Genomic DNA, 17,095 nt, shown 5'->3' with positions numbered 1-17,095 from the left:
GCTGCGGAGATGGATGCTCGGATGAGCCCGCCATGCTCCAGAACCTGAAGGAGACCACCATGTTCGAAGCCAAAACCTTGTCGAGGCGTCGCTTTCTCAGCGCGACCTCGGCGCTCTCGGGGCTCGCCGTGGCCGACGTGATGCTTCCGGGCGTGCTCGGCAGTGCGTTTGCGGCCGACGCGCCGAAGGAAATCCTCACCGGGTCGCATTGGGGCGCGTTTTACGCCAAGGTCGACAATGGCCGCTTCGCCAGCCTGCGCCCGTGGGAGAAGGATTTTCATCCGAACAAGGCGCTCGATGGCGTGCAGGACGTGGTCTATTCGTCGAGCCGTATCCGCTATCCGATGGTGCGCCGCGCCTATCTCGAGAACGGCATCAAGGCCGATCGCGACACCCGCGGCAATGGCGATTTCGTCCGCGTCAGCTGGGACAAGGCGCTCGATCTGGTCGCCGGCGAGATCAAGCGGCTGGAGGAGCAGGAGGGGCCGTGGGCGGTCTATGCCGGCAGCTATGGCTGGCGCAGTTCGGGCGAGATCGGCAATCCGCAGATCATGCTGACCCGACTGATGAACCTCAACGGCGGCGCGGTGCGCTCGTCGAGCAACTACTCGAAGGCGGCGCTCGAAGGCATCATGCCCTACGTCGTCGGTTCGATCGACGCCGCCGGCCCGCAGACCACCTACCAGGCCGTGCTCGACAACACCAAGGTCATCGTGTTCTGGGGCGCCGATCCGTTCAAGACCAACCAGATCGGCTTCGCGCTGCCCGACCACGAGGAATACAAGTGGTTCGAAGACATGAAGAAGGCCGGCATCAAGGCGATCTTCATCAATCCGGTCAATCTCGAGGCCTGCAAATATCTCGGCGCCGAATGGCTGGCGATCCGGCCGAACACCGATGTGGCGCTGGCGCTGGCGATCTCTCACGTGCTGCTGACCGAAAAGCTCTACGACGCCAAGTTCATCTCGGACTACACCTTCGGCTTCGAAAAGGTGTCCGATTATCTGCTCGGCAAGGGCTGGGACAAGGTCGAGAAGACGCCGGAATGGGGCGAGTCGGTGACCGAAATTCCCGCTGCGGTCATCCGCAGGCTGGCGCACCAGTTCGTCGAAAACCGCACCATGCTGGCCAGCGGCTGGAGCTGCCAGCGTCAACACCACGGCGAACAATGGCCCTGGGCCTTCGTGACCCTGGCGTCGATGGTCGGTCAGGTCGGCATGCCCGGCGGCGGCTTCTGCCAGAACTATCATCTCTACAGCCTCGGATCTCCCGCGGGTCTGGCGCCCGCGCTCGCGCCCGGGATGTCGGGCGGCACCCGCAAGGCGAACAAGCCATGGCCGAAGGAGAAGGGCGCGCAATCGATCCCGGTCGCCCGCATCGTCGATATGCTGGAGAAGCCCGGCCAGACCTATGAGCACAACGGCGAGACCAAGATCTATCCCGACGTCAAGATGACCTACTGGGTCGGCGGCAATCCGTTCCATCACCATCAGGACCGCAACCGGATGCGCAAGGCCTGGCGGAAATTCGAGACCGTCGTGGTCCAGGATTTCCAGTGGACCGCCTCGGCCCGCTTCGCCGACATCGTGCTGCCCGCCACCACGACGACGGAGCGCGACGACATCGAGATGGTCGGCGCCGTGTCCAAGCGCGCCTATATCGCGATGAAGAAGGTCGTCGATCCGGTGTTCGAATCCAAGACCGACTACGCGATCTTCACCGCGCTCGCTGAACGGCTCGGCGTCGGCCAGGAGTTCACCGGCGGCAAGAGCGAGATGGACATGGTTCGCGACGTCTACGCCGCGGCCAAGAAAACCGCCGACGCCAAGAAGGCGGTGACGCTGCCGAGCTTCGAGGAGTTCTGGGAAAAGGGCATCGTCGAATTCGAGACCCCGACCAAGCACCTCAGCTGGACCAAATACGCGGATTTCCGCGAGGATCCGGTCGAGAACATGCTGCCGACCGGCACCGGCAGGATCGAGCTGTATTCGAAACCGATCGAGAAGATGGGTTACGACGACTGCCCGCCGCACGCCTCATGGCTGGAGCCAATGGAATGGCTGGGCCAGAAGGACAAGACCTATCCGCTGCACATGAACTCGAACCATCCGTTGCACCGGATGCACTCGCAGCTCAATGGCACGCGGGTCCGCAAGATCTACGAGGTCGCCGATCGCGAGCCTTGCCTGATCAACACCAAGGACGCCGCGGCGCGCGGCATCAAGTCCGGTGACGTGGTGCGGGTGTTCAACGGTCGCGGCCAATGTCTCGCCGGCGCGGTGGTCTCAGACGACATCCGTCCGAACGTGATCCAGCTGCAGGAAGGCGCCTGGTACGATCCGGTCGACGTCAAGGATCCGAACACGCTGTGCAAGCACGGTGACGTCAATGTGCTGACGCTGGATATCGGCAGCTCGCGTCTGGCGCAGGCGACCTCGGCCCACACCTGCCTGGTGGATGTCGAGAAATACACCGGCACCCTGCCGAAGGTGACGGTGTTCGACGCCCCGACCAACGCTTGATCGCGGTCAACACCTACGACCGCCGCCGGGAGATATTCCCGGCGGCGCCCGAACTCCCCTGACGTCAAAGCAAGGAGCCTACCATGTCCCGTCTTGCCATCACCGCCGCGCTGCTCAGCCTCGCGCTCGCCGGCCCGGTTTGCGCTCAGACCGCCGCGCCTGCCGCTCCCGCGGCGAAAGTCGATCTCAGTGGTCCGGCGAAGATCAATGATGGCCCATTGGCCACGGGCGAAAACACGTTGACGGAGAAGCAGGCCAAGCGTCGTCTGATGCGCTCCGGTCTGTCCAATGTGAGCGATCTGGTATTGGACGACAAAGGCATCTGGCGCGGCAGGGCCGAGCGCTCCGGCATCAATTTGAATGTCGGCGTCGATCGGCTCGGCAATCTCGCAATCCAATGATCGGCCACGCCCCCTCAACCGATCCGCTGGGGCGGATCGCCCCAGAGCCGCGGCGGATCGAGCCGCCGCCCGCTTTGGCTCCGTTGGTCGATCCGTTCGACCGGGCTGTGTCCTATCTGCGGGTGTCGCTGACCGATCGCTGCAATCTGCGTTGCCATTACTGCATGGCGGAGGACATGACCTTCCTGCCCAAGGCCGAAGTGCTGACGCTGGAAGAGATCGACCGGCTGTGCGCCACCTTCATCGCGCTCGGCACCCGCAAGCTGCGGCTGACCGGCGGCGAACCGCTGGTGCGCTCCGGCGTGATGGACCTGGTCCGCGCGCTGGGCCGCCATCTGAAATCCGGCGCGCTCGACGAATTGACGCTGACCACCAATGGCACGCTGCTGGGCAAATATGCCGGCGAGCTGGCGGCCGCCGGCGTGCGGCGCATCAACGTCTCGCTCGATACGCTCGACGCCGCGAAATTCCGCACGGTGACGCGGTTCGGTGACCTGTCGAAAGTGCTGCACGGCATCCAGGCGGCGTCCGATGCCGGGCTCGAGATCAAGATCAACGCGGTGGCGATGAAGGGGATCAATGACGACGAGTTCGATCGCCTGGTGAGCTGGTGCGGCGAGCGCGGTCACGACCTCACCTTCATCGAGATCATGCCGCTCGGGGGAATCGAGCGCACCGATCAATACATTCCGATGAGCCAGGTCCGCGCCGCGCTGGAAGCGCGCTGGACGCTGCAGCCAAGTTCGCACCGCAGCGGCGGCCCGGCGCGCTACATGACCGTGAAGGAGACCGGTCAGCGGGTCGGCTTCATCACCCCGCTGACCCATAATTTCTGCGAAAGCTGCAACCGGGTCCGCATCACCTGCACCGGCCAGCTTTGCATGTGCCTGGGCCATGACGACGCCGTCGATCTGCGCGCGCCGTTGCGCCGCAGCCCCGACGATGGGCAATTGATCGACAGCATTCGCGAAGCCATTCGCCACAAGCCGAAAGGCCACGATTTCTCGATCGTGCGCCCCGGCGCGGTGCGCCGCTTCATCAATGTGACCGGCGGCTAATCGCCGGTTAAGGATCGACCGGCCTGCGCGCCGCAAGGCGCGGGGTCACAGCGCCTTAATCGACGAGAAATCGAACTGGCTGTTCGGTGGATTGGCGCCGATCCGGATCGTGGTCGCGTTGACGAAGTGATAGGGCGGCACCGGCAGATTGTAAGGCGCCGGCACGCCGGAATAGACCCGGCCGGCAAGGTCGTATTTCGAGCCGTGGCACGGGCAGAAATAGCCGCCCAGCCAATTGTCCGATGCCTGCATGTCGCTCGGCAGCGGCTCGAAATTCGGAATGCAGCCCAGATGGGTGCAGATCCCGACCATCACGCCATATTCGGGCTTCAGCGAGCGATGCCAATTGTCGGCATAGTCCGGCTGCTGCCGCTCGCTCGAATTCGGATCGGACAGGCGGGCGATCAGCTTGGGGTCCTGCAGCGTCTTGATGCTCTGCGGAGTCCGGTTGGTGATGAAGATCGGCCGGTTGCGCCAGCGCACCACGATCTGCTGCCCAGGCTCGAGGTGACTGAGATCGTAATCGATCGGGGCGCCGGCGGCGAGGGTGGCGGCGTCGGGCTCCATTTGCGACACGAAAGGGAAGATCGCTGCCACCGCGCCGACCGCCGCAAAGGCGCCAGTTGCGATAAAGAGGAAATCGCGCCGCGTCGGCTCTTGGTGATCGGATGAGTCCGTCGCGGGCAAGGAATCGGTCGAGCTTTGCATGATTGTCGTCCCGGTAGCGCGGCGTGCTGCGATCTTTCGGATCGCTTTGCGCCGTGAACTAATCTGCGCCCCCTTGAGTTGACAAAGCCGTCGCTGATGCCTGGTTCCAGACGGCCCCGCTTTGTGTCGGATAATTAATCTGCCGCGATGGGATGGCTATTGTTGCAGCCGCCGACGCGCGTCAGGCGTTGCCGGTCAGAGCCAGGATGGCCTGGACCACATAATGGCTGGATTGGGAGATCAATTGAGTGGTGCCGTCGAGGCCGGCGAGCGGCAGGATGAAGATCAATCCGAGCAGCACCAGCATGCCGTAGGGTTCGAGGTTCTGCAGCGGCCGCGCCAGTGCGCGCGGCAGGATGCCGACGGCGATGCGACCGCCATCGAGCGGCGGAATCGGAATCAGATTGAAGATCGCCAACAACACGTTGATCAGCAGGGCATTGACCAGATTTTTCGCCAGCCATTGCCCGGCCTCGCCCGGCACATAGCCGACCAAATGAAAGGACAGCGCGGCGACCGCGGCCAGTACCAGATTGATCGCGGGGCCGGCGGCGGCGACCAGCACCATGTCGCGACGGGGATTGCGCAGCGCGCGGAAATTCACCGGCACCGGCTTGGCGTAGCCAAACAGAAACGGCGAGTGCAGAAACAACAGGATCAGCGGCAGCAGGATGGTGCCGAACGGATCGATATGTTTGAGCGGATTGAAGGTGACGCGGCCGAGCATCCAGGCGGTGTTGTCGCCGCACAGCCTGGCCACATAGCCATGCGCGGCTTCGTGAAAGGTGACCGCGATGACGAGCGGAAGCGCCCATACCGAAATCACCAGCATCATATTGGACAGATCGCTAGCCATGAGAAACCACTCGGAAGCTGAGGAACACCTCTTTGATATAGAAGGGCCATGGCGGCGGCGCCAGCATCGGCGCGCCCGATGGCGCCTTCATGGACGAGATGTAATACAGCGGCCGTCCCACTTCGCCGAGCGACGCGATGAACATGCGTGGCGCAAGGCGCGAGGACCTCGCGGTCCCGGACCGTTGCGGTCCGGGACCATTGGGGTTCGGGACCCTTGGACGACGTTAGAAGGGCGCGTCGATATCGACCACATCGATCAGCTTATGGTTGACGAATTCCTTCAGCCCAAGCCCGATCAGTTCGCGGCCGTAGCCTGACCGGCGCACGCCGCCGAACGGCAGGTCCGCCTCGACCTTGGTCGGGTGGTTGACGAAGACCATGCCGGTCGAGATCAGCTTCGCCACTTCAGCGCCGTGTGCGGGATCGCCGGTGAACACCGAGCCTCCGAGACCGAACGGTGAATCATTGGCGATGCGAACGGCGTCGTCCTCGTCCTTGGCGCGGAACAGCATCGAGACCGGCCCGAAGAATTCCCAATAACGGGCGGGATTGTCCTGGGCGAGATCGGTCAGGATCGTCGGCTGGACGAAAGCGCCCTGATTGGGGACCGGCGGGCCGACTTCCTCGGCCTTGGCGCCGAGCTTCACGGCCTCGCGGATCTTGTCCTTCACCTCGTCGGCGGCGCCTTGCGACGACAGCGGCGCCAGCGTCGTCTTCGGGTCGAACGGATCACCGGCGACGAGACCGGCGACGCCCTTGCGGTAGCGGCTCAGGAAATCGTCATAGACCTCATCGACGATGATCATGCGCTTGGACGAGACGCAGACCTGACCGCCGTTCCAATGCCGCCCGAACACCGCCCATTTGGTTGTCTTCTCCAGATCGGCATCAGCCAACACCACGAAGGGGTCCGCGCCGCCGAGCTCCAGGGTGGACTTCTTCAACGCCTTGCCGGCCTGCGCGGCGACCACCGCGCCGGCCGCTTCCGAGCCGGTGAGGGCGACGCCCTGCACGCGCTCGTCGTTGATGATCAGTTCGATCTGCGCGCGCGTGGCATAGAGATTCCGGAACGCGCCGTCGGGCAGCCCGGCCTGCTTCATCAGGTCCTGGAAGGCGGCCGCACTCTGCGGCACGTTCGAGGCATGCTTCAGCAGCACCGTGTTGCCGGCCGAGAGCTGCGGCGCGAGGATGCGGGCGATTTGATAATAGGGGAAATTCCAGGGCTCGATGGCGAGCAACACGCCGAGCGGCTCGTGCACGACGATCGCATTGCCTTCGGCCGGATCGAGCACCGGCAGCGTCTGCGGCTTGAGCAGCGTCTCGGCGTTGCGGACATAATATTCGAAGATCTTGGCCGACAGCTCGACCTCGGCCTGTGCCTCGGAGAACAGCTTGCCCATTTCGAGCGTCAGCAGCTTGGCATAGGCGTCGCTGTTCTGGCGCAGGATATCGGCGGCCTTTTGCAGGATGCGGGCCCGTTCGGCGAAGCCTGTCTCCTTCCAGGCCAGGAAGGCATTATGCGCGTTGCCGATCGCCTCGCGGACTTCCGCGTCGGTGGCGTCATCGAAGGATTTGAGCGTTTCGCCGCTATAGGGATTGATTGTGGCATAGGCCATGCTGGTTGCTTTCCGAGAGGTTGGCCCGCTTGGACGACCGCTGACAGCCGGCGATCCGGCTTGGTGTCGATGGCGGGCGTGAATGCTGGGTGGAGATAGGCCCCGGGCGGGGCGCATGTTTGCGAGGTTGACGTCCTCAACGCAGCAGGGGCCGAGCGGCGAGTGCTTGTCCTGATATAGGTGCTAGGGTGGCGTTTCGTCAGGGCGACGACGCGGATTGCGGCGGCTACTGTTCGCGATTGCCACGAATTCGGCGTCAGGCGCTCGGCGCGGATCAGGCGCGGCCTTCGCCGGCCGATTGCTTCAGCGTAGACGCTGTCCCGTGCCGACCGGACTAAGGCTGATTCACAGTCAGGTCTGGCCGTTGGACCTGAAATCGGGCTTGCGCTTGTCCCGAAACGCGCTGACGCCTTCGGCGAATTCGGGACTGCCGAAGGCAACCGCCTGGGCCATGGCTTCTTGGGCAAAGAAATCGTTGATGGGGCCGAAGGCGCTGTTCAGCAGCATCTTGGTCAGGCCGAACGAGGTCGCCGGCCCGGCGGCGAGTTCTTTGGCCAGTTGCATCGCATCGGCAGTCAGTTCGGCGGCGGGCACCATGCGCTTGGCGATGCCGATGGCGACGGCCTCGGCGGCTTCGATGCGGCGATTGGTGAGGAGAATGTCCTTGGCGCGGGCGCTGCCGATGGCGCGCGGCAGGGTCAGCGCGAGCCCGAGATCCGGCACGGCACCGAGGCCGGGAAAGGCCGCCCGGAAATAGGCGGTGTCGGCGACGATGGCGATGTCGCACAGCAGCGCCAGCGAGAATCCGGCCCCCGCCGATGCGCCGTTGACCGCGGCCACGACCGGCTTCTCGCCGGTCAGGATGCGCTGCGACCAGGTGTAGCTGCGCAGCATCCGGGCCCGCACCGCCGTGGCGTTACGATCACTCATGTTCCTGATGTCACCGCCGGCGCAGAAAGCGTCGTCCGTGCCGGTGATCACCAGGCAGCGCACGGCGCTGTCATCCATCAGCGCGGGAATCGCCGATTCAAGTCCGGCCTTGATGTCGCTGTCGAGCGCGTTGCGGCTGCGCGGCCGGTTCAGCCGGATCAGCGCAACGTCGTCATGGCGCTCGATCAAGACGGCGTCGGCACCGCTTTCCTTGGGACCCATCTGTTCCTCCCGCTGCATGTGTTCCGGTTGTTGCGATCCGGCTTGGAGGCAAGCCTTAGAGCAAATGTGCGGAAAATGAAATGCAGTTTCGCATATTGAGTCGCGTGGGGCCTGCGTGTACGCTGGCCGCAACAAGCAAGAAGATATCGGGGAAACGATGAACCTGACGATGGGCCTTCGAAAGGCGGTCGCGCATGGCGGCGACGCCGAGGCGCTGGTGTGCGGCGATGTCCGGCTCGACTATCGCAGCTTTGTCGATCGGGTGGCGCGCCTTGGCGCGGCGCTGAGCGACCTCGGCATGGGCGAGGGCGATCGGGTCGCGATGCTGGCGGCCAATGGCCAGCACTATATCGAATTCTATTTCGGCGTGTTGTGGGGCGGCGGCGTCATCGTCCCGATCAATTCGCGGTTTGCACTGCCTGAAATGATCGAGCAGATCCGCGACGCCGGCCCCGTGGTCCTGATCGTCGACGGAAATTTTGCCGAGATCGGTGCGCAGCTCGCCGCCGCCGCGCCATCGGTCAAGGCCGTGCTGCGCGCCGGGCCCGGCCCGATCTTCGCTAACGCGCACGACTACGACGCCGTGCTTGGCGCTACACCTCCTGGCGCGGACGCGCTGCGCGGCGGTGAGGATCTCGCCTGCATTTTCTATACGGGCGGCACCACCGGCCGCTCCAAGGGCGTGATGCTCAGCCATCGCAACGTCTGGGCGAATGCCGCTGTCACAGCCGGGCGGCTCGGCTTCGACGAGACCATGGTCAGCCTGCACGCCGGGCCGTTATTCCATCTGGGCGCCGGCGCGCGCGTGTTCACGACGGCCTTGCTGGGCGGCAAGCACGTGGTCATCCCGCGGTTCACGCCGATCGATGTGCTCGATGCCATCGCCCGCGACAAGATCACGGTGGCGACCTTCGTCCCGACCATGCTGGCGATGATGCTCGAATTGCCCGATCTCGATTCCTACGATCTTTCGAGCTTGCGGATGATCACCTATGGGGCCTCGCCGATGCCCGAAGCGGTGCTGACCGAATGCATGCGGCGGTTTCCGTCGGTGCGCTTTGCGCAGTCCTACGGCATGACGGAGCTATCGCCGGTGGCCTCGATTCTCGGGCCGGAGGATCATCTGCCCGAGGCGCCGAGCCGGCGTCTGCGATCGGCCGGCCGGCCGTTATGGTCCGCCGAGATCAAGATCGTCGACGCAATGGATCTCGAACTACCCACCGGCGAGGTCGGCGAGGTCGCGGTGCGCGGGCCGATGGTGATGCAGGGCTATTGGAACAGGCCGGAACTCACCGCCGAGGCGCTGCGCGGCGGCTGGATGCACACCGGCGACTCGGGCTATTTCGAGCCGGACGGCTATCTCTACATCGCCGACCGGATCAAGGACATGATCATCTCGGGCGGCGAGAACGTCTACTCGACCGAGGTCGAGAACGCGGTTAGCGTGCATCCCGATGTGCTGCAATGCGCGGTGATCGGCATTCCCGACCCGCGCTGGGGCGAAGCCGTTCACGCCGTGGTGGTGCGGCGCGCCGGCGCGGCGCTGACCGCCGAGGACGTCATTGCGCAATGCCGCGGCCTGATCGCCGGCTACAAATGTCCGCGCAGCGTCGAGATCCGCGACGAGGCGCTGCCGCTGTCGAGCGTCAACAAGATCAACAAGGCGGCCTTGCGCGCGCCGTTCTGGGACGGCAAGGCCAGGCAGGTCAATTAGCGCGTTGTCGAGCGAAGTGGTTACCGGTTCGCGTGACGACAACGCGCCAAACCAGAAGTTGAGAGCTCCGGTTCTGATCTGTCAGGACCGGAATTGCTCTGGCGTCAGCTGGTCGGGCTGCCCAGCGACGCGCTGATCGCCCTCGCGGCGGCGGCCAGCGCCGGGCCGTAGTCGCCTTCGAGCTGCTCCTGCGACACCAGATAGGCCGGGCCGCCGCAGCTCAGCGCATAGATGGTCTCGCCGCCGGGCGACGCGACCGTGGCGCCGACCGCGTTGATGTCCTTGCGCCATTCGCCCATCGACACGCAGAAGCCGCGCTGCGCCACCTCGCGGATCGAGGTTTCGACCGACCGCATGATCATCGGCCAGTCGTCGCCATATTGCCGGCGGATCGCATCCAGGACACGGCCGCGCTCGGCCTCGGAAATGGCCGCCAGATAGGCCTTGCCGATCGCCGTGATGGCCATCGGCACCCGCGTGCCCGGCGCAAGGCGCAATCCGACCAGGCCGTGGCCCTCGCAGGTCTCGATATTCAGCATCATCAACTTGTCGCGCATGGCGAGCGCGATGTGCAGATTGTGGGTCTCGGCAAGCTGCTGCATGATCGGTCGCGCCACCCGCCGGATGTCGAGATTGGCGAGTGCCGCATAGCCTAGCGTCAGCGTGCGCCCGCCGAGCTCATAGGTGCCGAGCCGGCTATTGTAGGACAGATAGCCGAGCTGCGTCAGCGTGTGGGTGATGCGGGAGATCGTCGGCTTCGGCAATTCGGTGCGCCGGGCGAGCTCAAGATTGCCCAGCGCGCCGTCGCCGGCGCGGAATGCGCTCAGCACGTCGAGGCCACGCGCCAGCGCGGTGACGAACAGCCGGCCGCCGCTATCCTCGGCGATGTCGCCCTGTTGCGCCGCGCGGGGGCGGCGCGCGGCACGCTGTTGCTGCAGCCGCGCGCTCTTCTTCTTGGTCCGCTCGTCGGGTGCGACGGGGGAGCTCCGGCCGACCTGCTTGGCGGCGCGGGGCGCCTCCGCGGGCTTCTTGGCCGCCGCGGGGCGCTGTCCCGGGCCGGCCCTGCGTCGCTTGTCGTCGTCCATCATGTGACCCTTGGTAGGCGCTGCAGACGGCCAGCCGCGATGCCGGCCCTGGCCGTCACCGCGAAGCCGAAACGTCGCCGCGCCGGCGCTTGTGCTAAATTGCGAAATCTATTTTCGCATATTGCCACATTGCCCCCGGCGTGGCAATTTTGCCGGCACAATCAAAAAAGAGGAAACGCTCACGATGGCTATCGACCCGGACGCGTTGCGGCAATGGCCGATCGCCGAAATCGAACACAGCTACACGACGCGCGACACCATGCTGTATGCGCTCGGCCTCGGCTACGGCGCCGATCCGCTCGACGAGGGCCAGTTGCAATTCGTCTATGAGGGCCGGCTGCAGACCCTGCCGTCGATGGCCGTGGTGCTGGGCTATCCGGGGTTCTGGGTCAGCGATCCCGCCACCGGCGTCGACTGGAAGAAGGTATTGCATGGCGAGCAGGCGATCGAACTGTTCAAGCCGCTGCCGACCGCCGCGACCGTCATCGGCCGTTCGCGCGTTACCGGCCTGTTCGATAAGGGCAAGGACAAGGGCGCGGTGCTGGTCTCGGAGCGCGACGTGGTCGATAAATCGACCGGCGAACTGCTGTGCCGCCTGACCTCGACCACGATGATGCGCGGCGATGGCGGCTTCGGTGGTCCGTCAGGTCCGTTGCCGGCGCCGCACCCATTGCCCGATCGCGCCCCCGACCAGAGCGTCGGCATCGCGACGCTGCCGCAGGCAGCGCTGATCTACCGATTGTCGGGTGACTACAATCCGCTGCATGCCGATCCGGCGGTGGCGCGCGTCGGCGGGTTCGACCGCCCGATCCTGCACGGGCTGTGCACCTTCGGCGTCGTCTGCCGGGCGCTGCTGGCCGCCGTCTGCGGGAACGACCCGTCGAAACTGCGCAAGATGCAGGTTCGCTTCAGCGCGCCGGTCTTTCCGGGCGAGACGATCGTGACCGAGATCTGGACCGAGCCCGGCGGCGTGGTGTCGTTTCGCGCTAGGGTGGCCGAGCGCGATCTCGTCGTCATCAACAATGGCAGGGCCGAGGTGACAGCCTGACGCCGTCGCCGCGCCCGATCGTCTGCAGACAGCCGCCGCGGCGCCCGTCTGAGCGACCGCGCGATCAACTAAACGCCGCGCCTTAACAAACAAGGGAAAAAATCATGTCCACCACCAAATCACTCGACGGCAAAGTCATCGTCGTCACCGGCGCCGGGCGCGGCATCGGCCGCGAGATCGCGCTGCTGGCCGCCGCCGAAGGCGCCAAGGTCGTCGTCAACGATCCCGGCGTCGCCGCCGACGGCTCCGGCACTGACGCGACGCCTGCCGACGAGGTGGTCGAGGAGATCAAGAGGCGCGGCGGTACCGCGATCGCCAATTTCGAGACCGTCGCCGAAGCCGTTCCGGCCAGCAAGATCATCAAGATGGCGGTCGACACCTATGGCAAGCTCGACGGCGTGGTGAACAATGCCGGCATCCTGCGCGACGCGATCTTTCACCGCATGAGCATCGACGCCTTCGAGCAGGTCATCAAGGTGCATCTGATGGGCTCGTTCTACACCTCGCACGCCGCGGCGCGGCTATTCCGCGAGCAGGAGAGCGGCACCTTCGTGCACTTCACCTCGACCTCGGGCCTGATCGGCAATTTCGGCCAGGCCAACTACGCCGCCGCCAAGCTCGGCATCGTCGGCCTGTCGAAATCGATCGCGCTCGACATGCAGCGCTTCAACGTCCGCTCCAATTGCGTCTCCCCCTTCGCCTGGAGCCGGCTGATCGGCACCATCCCCACCGAGACGGAGGATGAGAAGGCACGCGTGGCGCGGATGCAGCAGATGGGCCCGGAGAAGATCGCGCCGCTGTCGGTGTTCCTGCTCAGCGATGCCGCCAAGGATGTCACCGGGCAGATCTTCGCGGTGCGGATGAACGAGATCTTCCTGATGGGCCAGTCGCGCCCGCTGCGCTCGATCCACCGCGACGGCGGCTGGACCTGCCAGACTATCGCCGAACACGGCATGCCGGCGCTGAAATCGTCGTTCTACAAGCTCGACCGCTCGGCCGACATCTTCAACTGGGATGCGATCTGAATGAAACGATAGCCGACCACAAGCCGGTCGCTCATGAACCGGCAAACACCATGAGGGAACGAACCATGCGGACGACAATCGCAACTGTTGTGCTGGCCGTGATGATGGCCGGCGCCGCCCCGTTCTCGACCTCGGCCGCCGAGAAGAAATACGGCCCGGGCGTCACCGATACCGAGATCAAGATCGGGCAGACGATGCCCTACAGCGGCCCGGCGTCCGCCTACGGCACCGTCGGCCGGCTGGAGAGCGCCTATTTCGAGATGATCAATTCGCAAGGTGGGGTGAACGGCCGCAAGATCAAGCTGATCAGCCTCGACGATTCCTACAGCCCGCCGAAGACGGTGGAGCAGACCCGCCGCCTGGTGGAGCAGGACGAGGTGCTGGCGGTGGTCGGTCAGCTCGGGACTTTGACCGCCTCGGCGGCGCAGAAATATCTCAACATCAAGAAGGTGCCGCAGATCCTGATCACCTCGGGCGCCGCCAAATGGGACAACCCGAAGGCGTTCCCCTATTCGACCTATCTGTATGCGCCCTACCACCTGGAGGGGCAGGTGTTCGCCAAGTATCTGCTGAAGAACAAGCCTGACGCCAAGCTCGGCGTGTTCTCGCAGAACGACGATGCCGGCCGGGACTATGTCCGCGGCCTGAAGGACGGCCTCGGCGACAAGGCCGCCGCGATGATCGTCAAGGAAATGACTTACGAGACCACCGAATCGCTGATCGATTCGCAGATCGTGACGCTGAAGGCCAGCGGCGCCGATACGCTGTTCATCATGACCACGCCGAAATTCGGCGCGCAGGCGGTCCGCAAGATCGCCGAACTGGGCTGGAAGCCACTGACCTATCTGTCGGCGGTGTCGTCGTCGATCAAGACAGTCCTGGAGCCCGCGGGGCTCGACAATTCCAAGGGCCTGATCACCGCGCTCGCCGTGAAGCGGCCGGAAGACCCGCGCTGGGAGAACGCCAAGGACGTCCAGGATTACAAGGCGTTCTTGGAGAAATGGTATCCGTCCGGCAATCTGACCGACAGCAGCAACATCTCCGGCTACATGGCGGCCTATGTGGCGGTGAAGATTCTGGAGCGCTGCGGCGACGAGCTGACGCGGGATAATGTGCTGAAGCAGGCGACCAACCTGACCGAGCTGTCGGCACCGCTGCTGCTGCCCGGCATCACCATCACCACGACGCCGACCCGCTACACGCCGTTCAGCCAGATGCAGATTGCGCGCTTCGACGGCACCACCTGGGTGCCCGAAGGAGAACTGATCAGCGCCACCGACAAGTAACGCCGACGAAAGGAACGCAACGATGAGCATGGATGTCAGAGTGGTCGGCGTCGGCATGGTACCGTTCGCCAAGCCGGGCGCCAGCGAGAGCTATATCGAGATGGGGTCGAAGGCGGTGGCTGCGGCGCTGGCCGACGCCGGTTTGCCCTATTCGGCGGTCCAGCAGGCCTATGCGGGCTATGTATACGGCGACTCCACCTGCGGGCAGGCAGTTCTGTATCCCGCCGGGCTGACCGGAATCCCGATCGTCAACGTCAACAATAATTGCTCGACCGGCTCGACGGCGTTGTTTCTCGCCCGTCAGGCCGTCGCCAGCGGACAGATCGACTGCGCACTCGCGGTCGGCTTCGAGGAAATGCGGCCCGGCGCGCTCGGGTCGAATTTTCCCGATCGTGTCGGGCCGATGGTCCGCCATGCCGGATTGATGGGAGAACTGCAGCCGCACGATCCGAAGGCGCCGCGTGCGGCGCAGTTCTTCGGCGGTGCTGGCGCCGAATATGCCGCCATGCATGGAACCAGCCCGGAAACCTTCGCCAGGATTTCCGTCAAGGCGCGGCAGCACGCCGCCAACAATCCGTTCGCGCTGTTTCGCAACCTGCTGTCGGTCGAAGAGGTGATGGCCTCGCCGTCGCAGTACGGTCCGATGACGCGCTATCAATGCTGCCCGCCGACCTGCGGCGCTGCGGCTGCGATCGTGTGTTCGCCGGCCTTCGCGGCGCGTCATGGTCTCGACGGATCGATCGCCATCAAGGCGCAGGCGATGACGTCGGATGGCAGCAGCACTTTCGCCGACCGCTCGATGATCAAGCTGATCGGCTATGACATGGCCAAGCAGGCGGCCACTTCGGTCTATGAAGCGGCGGGGGTTGGCCCGGACGACGTCCAGGTAGTGGAGTTGCACGACTGCTTCACCGCCAATGAATTGCTGACCTACGAGGCGATCGGGCTGACCCCGGAAGGGACCGCCGAACAATTCATCATGGATGGCGACAACACCTATGGCGGCAAGGTCGTCACCAATCCGTCGGGCGGATTGCTGTCGAAAGGGCATCCGCTTGGCGCGACTGGCCTCGCCCAATGCGCCGAACTGGTCTGGCAATTGCGCGGCACCGCCGATCGCCGCCAGGTGCCGAATGTCACCCATGCGCTGCAACACAACCTTGGATTGGGGGGCGCCTGTGTGGTCACGCTTTACGGCCGGGCGTGACGGAGCAATCTTGCCGCGGTGCGGAATTTGATGGATCGCGTTGGCGATCCGACGCAGATGCGCAATGACGATTTGACGGCGCGAGAAAAACAACGCCTTAGTCCGGCGAACATCAAGATCGAAGACGCGCAAATTAAACGCGCGCAAATATGGGAGAATCGATATGGCCATCAATCGCAGAACATTCGGGATCGGCGCGTCCGGCATCCTGCTGGGGTCGATCGCGGCGCCGTTCGTCAGGCGCGCCGGCGCGGCTGGGTCGACGATTCGGGTCGGCGTCGTCAATTCGATGAGCGGCGGGCTTGCCGCCTACGCGCAGGAAGGACAGCCGGCGTTCGAATACATCATCAAGAAGATCAACGCCGAAGGCGGTATCAAGAGCAAGGGCGGCGCCCAGATCGAGCTGCTGATGGCCGACGACACCAGCCAGCCGGCGCGCACCGCGGCGGAAGCGCGGCGTCTGATCACCGAAGAGAAGGTGCAATTGCTGACCGGCACCATTCTGAGCGCGCAGATGCTGGCGCTGACGCCGGTGCTGGACGAATTGAAGATGCCGACGCTGTCGGTGTGGGCGGGCGGCTCGCGATCCGACTACATGTTCACGCTGGGCTACCCCTACGATCGCGGCTACGCCCAAACCATCCACGATTTCATCATCTCGCTGCGCGACGACAACAAGTTCAAGATCAAGACCGCGGTGATGGGCTACTCGAACTATGAAGCCGGCCAGCAGGTCAACAAGTTCCTGACCGAAAAGCTGAAGGCCAGCGGCGTCGAGATCATCGGTGAAGCCGCGCTCGACACCAAGGCGCAGGACCAGACCTCAGCGATGATCCGGATCCGGTCGCTCAAGCCGGACGTGGTCGCCGGTCTGGTGACGCCGCGCGACGGCATCCTTCTGCATCAGGCGCGCTACAATCTGAACTACCACGACAGCCTGTTCTGCGGCGGCACCGGCGGCTATACCGACCTGACGCTGTGGAAGGATCTCGGTCCCGAGATCGGCAAGGCGGTGCTCACCAAGAATCTGTTCGGCATGACCGGCTTCAGCCCCGGCGCCAAGATCGATTCGATGCAGAAGATCATCACCGAACTGCGCGATGAGGCCAAGCTCGAGCGGATCGGGCAGGGCGCCATCCAATACGCCCAGGCCGCCCGCGTCCTGCAGCAGGTGCTCGAGAACGCCGCCTCGCTGCAGAGCGACGATCTTCTCAAGGCGTTCCGCAGCGTCAACATTCCGTTCGGCGATCCCAATCTCTACGTCGCCAAGCCGAAGGGGCTGCAGTTTGCCGAGGATCGCCTGCTCAAGGACGGCTCGGCGATGTTCATCCAGTGGACCGAGGACCAGAACCAGCAGGTCGTATTCCCCAAGGAATTCGCCCAGGTGCCGCCGCGGCCGCGCAGCTAGGCGACCG

At 64.6% G+C, this 17,095-nt stretch carries 15 protein-coding genes; 9 read left to right on the top strand and 6 right to left on the bottom strand.

Going from position 1 to position 17,095, the window contains the following annotated elements:
* Positions 1-32: 32 nt before the first annotated feature.
* The 3 genes from torA to moaA all read left to right on the top strand — a co-directional run bounded on the left by torA (position 33) and on the right by moaA (position 3,981).
* Positions 33-2,522 carry a trimethylamine-N-oxide reductase TorA gene (gene torA / locus RBJ75_RS10375; protein WP_276156412.1) on the top strand — a complete coding sequence of 830 codons (2,490 nt, stop codon included), beginning with the start codon at positions 33-35 and terminating at the stop codon, positions 2,520-2,522.
* 83 nt (positions 2,523-2,605) lie between these two features.
* Positions 2,606-2,923, top strand: a complete 318-nt coding sequence (locus RBJ75_RS10370; RefSeq protein ID WP_044415091.1) for a hypothetical protein — start codon at positions 2,606-2,608, stop codon at positions 2,921-2,923.
* Complete coding sequence (gene moaA, locus RBJ75_RS10365) at positions 2,920-3,981, top strand: GTP 3',8-cyclase MoaA (RefSeq protein WP_080901154.1); 1,062 nt, start codon at positions 2,920-2,922, stop codon at positions 3,979-3,981. The genes RBJ75_RS10370 and moaA overlap by 4 nt, the downstream gene beginning before the upstream one ends.
* A 45-nt stretch (positions 3,982-4,026) precedes the next feature.
* On the opposite strand, the gene petA is transcribed toward moaA, so the two are convergent.
* The 5 genes from petA to RBJ75_RS10340 form a co-directional block, all read right to left on the bottom strand.
* Entirely contained in the window at positions 4,027-4,689 is a 663-nt protein-coding gene (gene petA / locus RBJ75_RS10360; RefSeq protein WP_044415089.1) for a ubiquinol-cytochrome c reductase iron-sulfur subunit, read from the bottom strand.
* A gap of 181 nt (positions 4,690-4,870) precedes the next feature.
* A complete protein-coding gene (locus RBJ75_RS10355; protein WP_044415087.1) occupies positions 4,871-5,545 on the bottom strand; it encodes a site-2 protease family protein in 675 nt (224 codons plus the stop codon).
* Positions 5,538-5,690, bottom strand: coding sequence for a hypothetical protein (locus RBJ75_RS10350; RefSeq protein ID WP_160297955.1), 153 nt, complete (start codon positions 5,688-5,690; stop codon positions 5,538-5,540). The genes RBJ75_RS10355 and RBJ75_RS10350 overlap by 8 nt, the downstream gene beginning before the upstream one ends.
* Positions 5,691-5,771: 81 nt before the next feature.
* The gene (locus RBJ75_RS10345; RefSeq protein WP_276156495.1) at positions 5,772-7,163 is read right to left on the bottom strand and encodes an NAD-dependent succinate-semialdehyde dehydrogenase; all 1,392 of its coding nucleotides are present in this window, start codon (positions 7,161-7,163) and stop codon (positions 5,772-5,774) included.
* 351 nt (positions 7,164-7,514) lie between these two features.
* Positions 7,515-8,315 carry an enoyl-CoA hydratase/isomerase family protein gene (locus RBJ75_RS10340; RefSeq protein WP_044407527.1) on the bottom strand — a complete coding sequence of 267 codons (801 nt, stop codon included), beginning with the start codon at positions 8,313-8,315 and terminating at the stop codon, positions 7,515-7,517.
* 157 nt (positions 8,316-8,472) lie between these two features.
* On the opposite strand from RBJ75_RS10340, the gene RBJ75_RS10335 reads away from it, so the two are divergent.
* Positions 8,473-10,029, top strand: a complete 1,557-nt coding sequence (locus RBJ75_RS10335) for a long-chain-fatty-acid--CoA ligase (protein WP_044407528.1) — start codon at positions 8,473-8,475, stop codon at positions 10,027-10,029.
* Between the two features lie 104 nt (positions 10,030-10,133).
* Here RBJ75_RS10335 and RBJ75_RS10330 read toward each other — a convergent pair whose 3' ends face one another.
* A complete protein-coding gene (locus tag RBJ75_RS10330) occupies positions 10,134-11,117 on the bottom strand; it encodes an IclR family transcriptional regulator (RefSeq protein ID WP_234707339.1) in 984 nt (327 codons plus the stop codon).
* Between the two features lie 181 nt (positions 11,118-11,298).
* Between RBJ75_RS10330 and RBJ75_RS10325 the strand changes: the two genes are divergently transcribed.
* The 5 genes from RBJ75_RS10325 (at position 11,299) to RBJ75_RS10305 (ending at position 17,088) form a co-directional block, all read left to right on the top strand.
* Positions 11,299-12,162, top strand: a complete 864-nt coding sequence (locus tag RBJ75_RS10325; RefSeq protein ID WP_044407526.1) for a MaoC/PaaZ C-terminal domain-containing protein — start codon at positions 11,299-11,301, stop codon at positions 12,160-12,162.
* Positions 12,163-12,266: 104 nt separating this feature from the next.
* Complete coding sequence (locus RBJ75_RS10320) at positions 12,267-13,187, top strand: SDR family NAD(P)-dependent oxidoreductase (RefSeq protein ID WP_317528942.1); 921 nt, start codon at positions 12,267-12,269, stop codon at positions 13,185-13,187.
* A gap of 65 nt (positions 13,188-13,252) precedes the next feature.
* Positions 13,253-14,473 carry an ABC transporter substrate-binding protein gene (locus RBJ75_RS10315; protein ID WP_152647628.1) on the top strand — a complete coding sequence of 407 codons (1,221 nt, stop codon included), beginning with the start codon at positions 13,253-13,255 and terminating at the stop codon, positions 14,471-14,473.
* Between the two features lie 22 nt (positions 14,474-14,495).
* The gene (locus RBJ75_RS10310) at positions 14,496-15,680 is read left to right on the top strand and encodes a lipid-transfer protein (RefSeq protein ID WP_044407285.1); all 1,185 of its coding nucleotides are present in this window, start codon (positions 14,496-14,498) and stop codon (positions 15,678-15,680) included.
* Positions 15,681-15,843: 163 nt separating this feature from the next.
* Positions 15,844-17,088: an ABC transporter substrate-binding protein gene (locus RBJ75_RS10305; protein ID WP_276156712.1), complete on the top strand. Its 1,245-nt coding sequence runs from the start codon at positions 15,844-15,846 to the stop codon at positions 17,086-17,088.
* The last annotated feature ends 7 nt before the right edge of the window (positions 17,089-17,095 follow it).

The sequence above is a fragment of the Rhodopseudomonas sp. BAL398 genome (assembly GCF_033001325.1).
Lineage (GTDB): Bacteria > Pseudomonadota > Alphaproteobacteria > Rhizobiales > Xanthobacteraceae > JARJEH01.
This window is presented reverse-complemented; position numbering and strand designations above follow the sequence as displayed.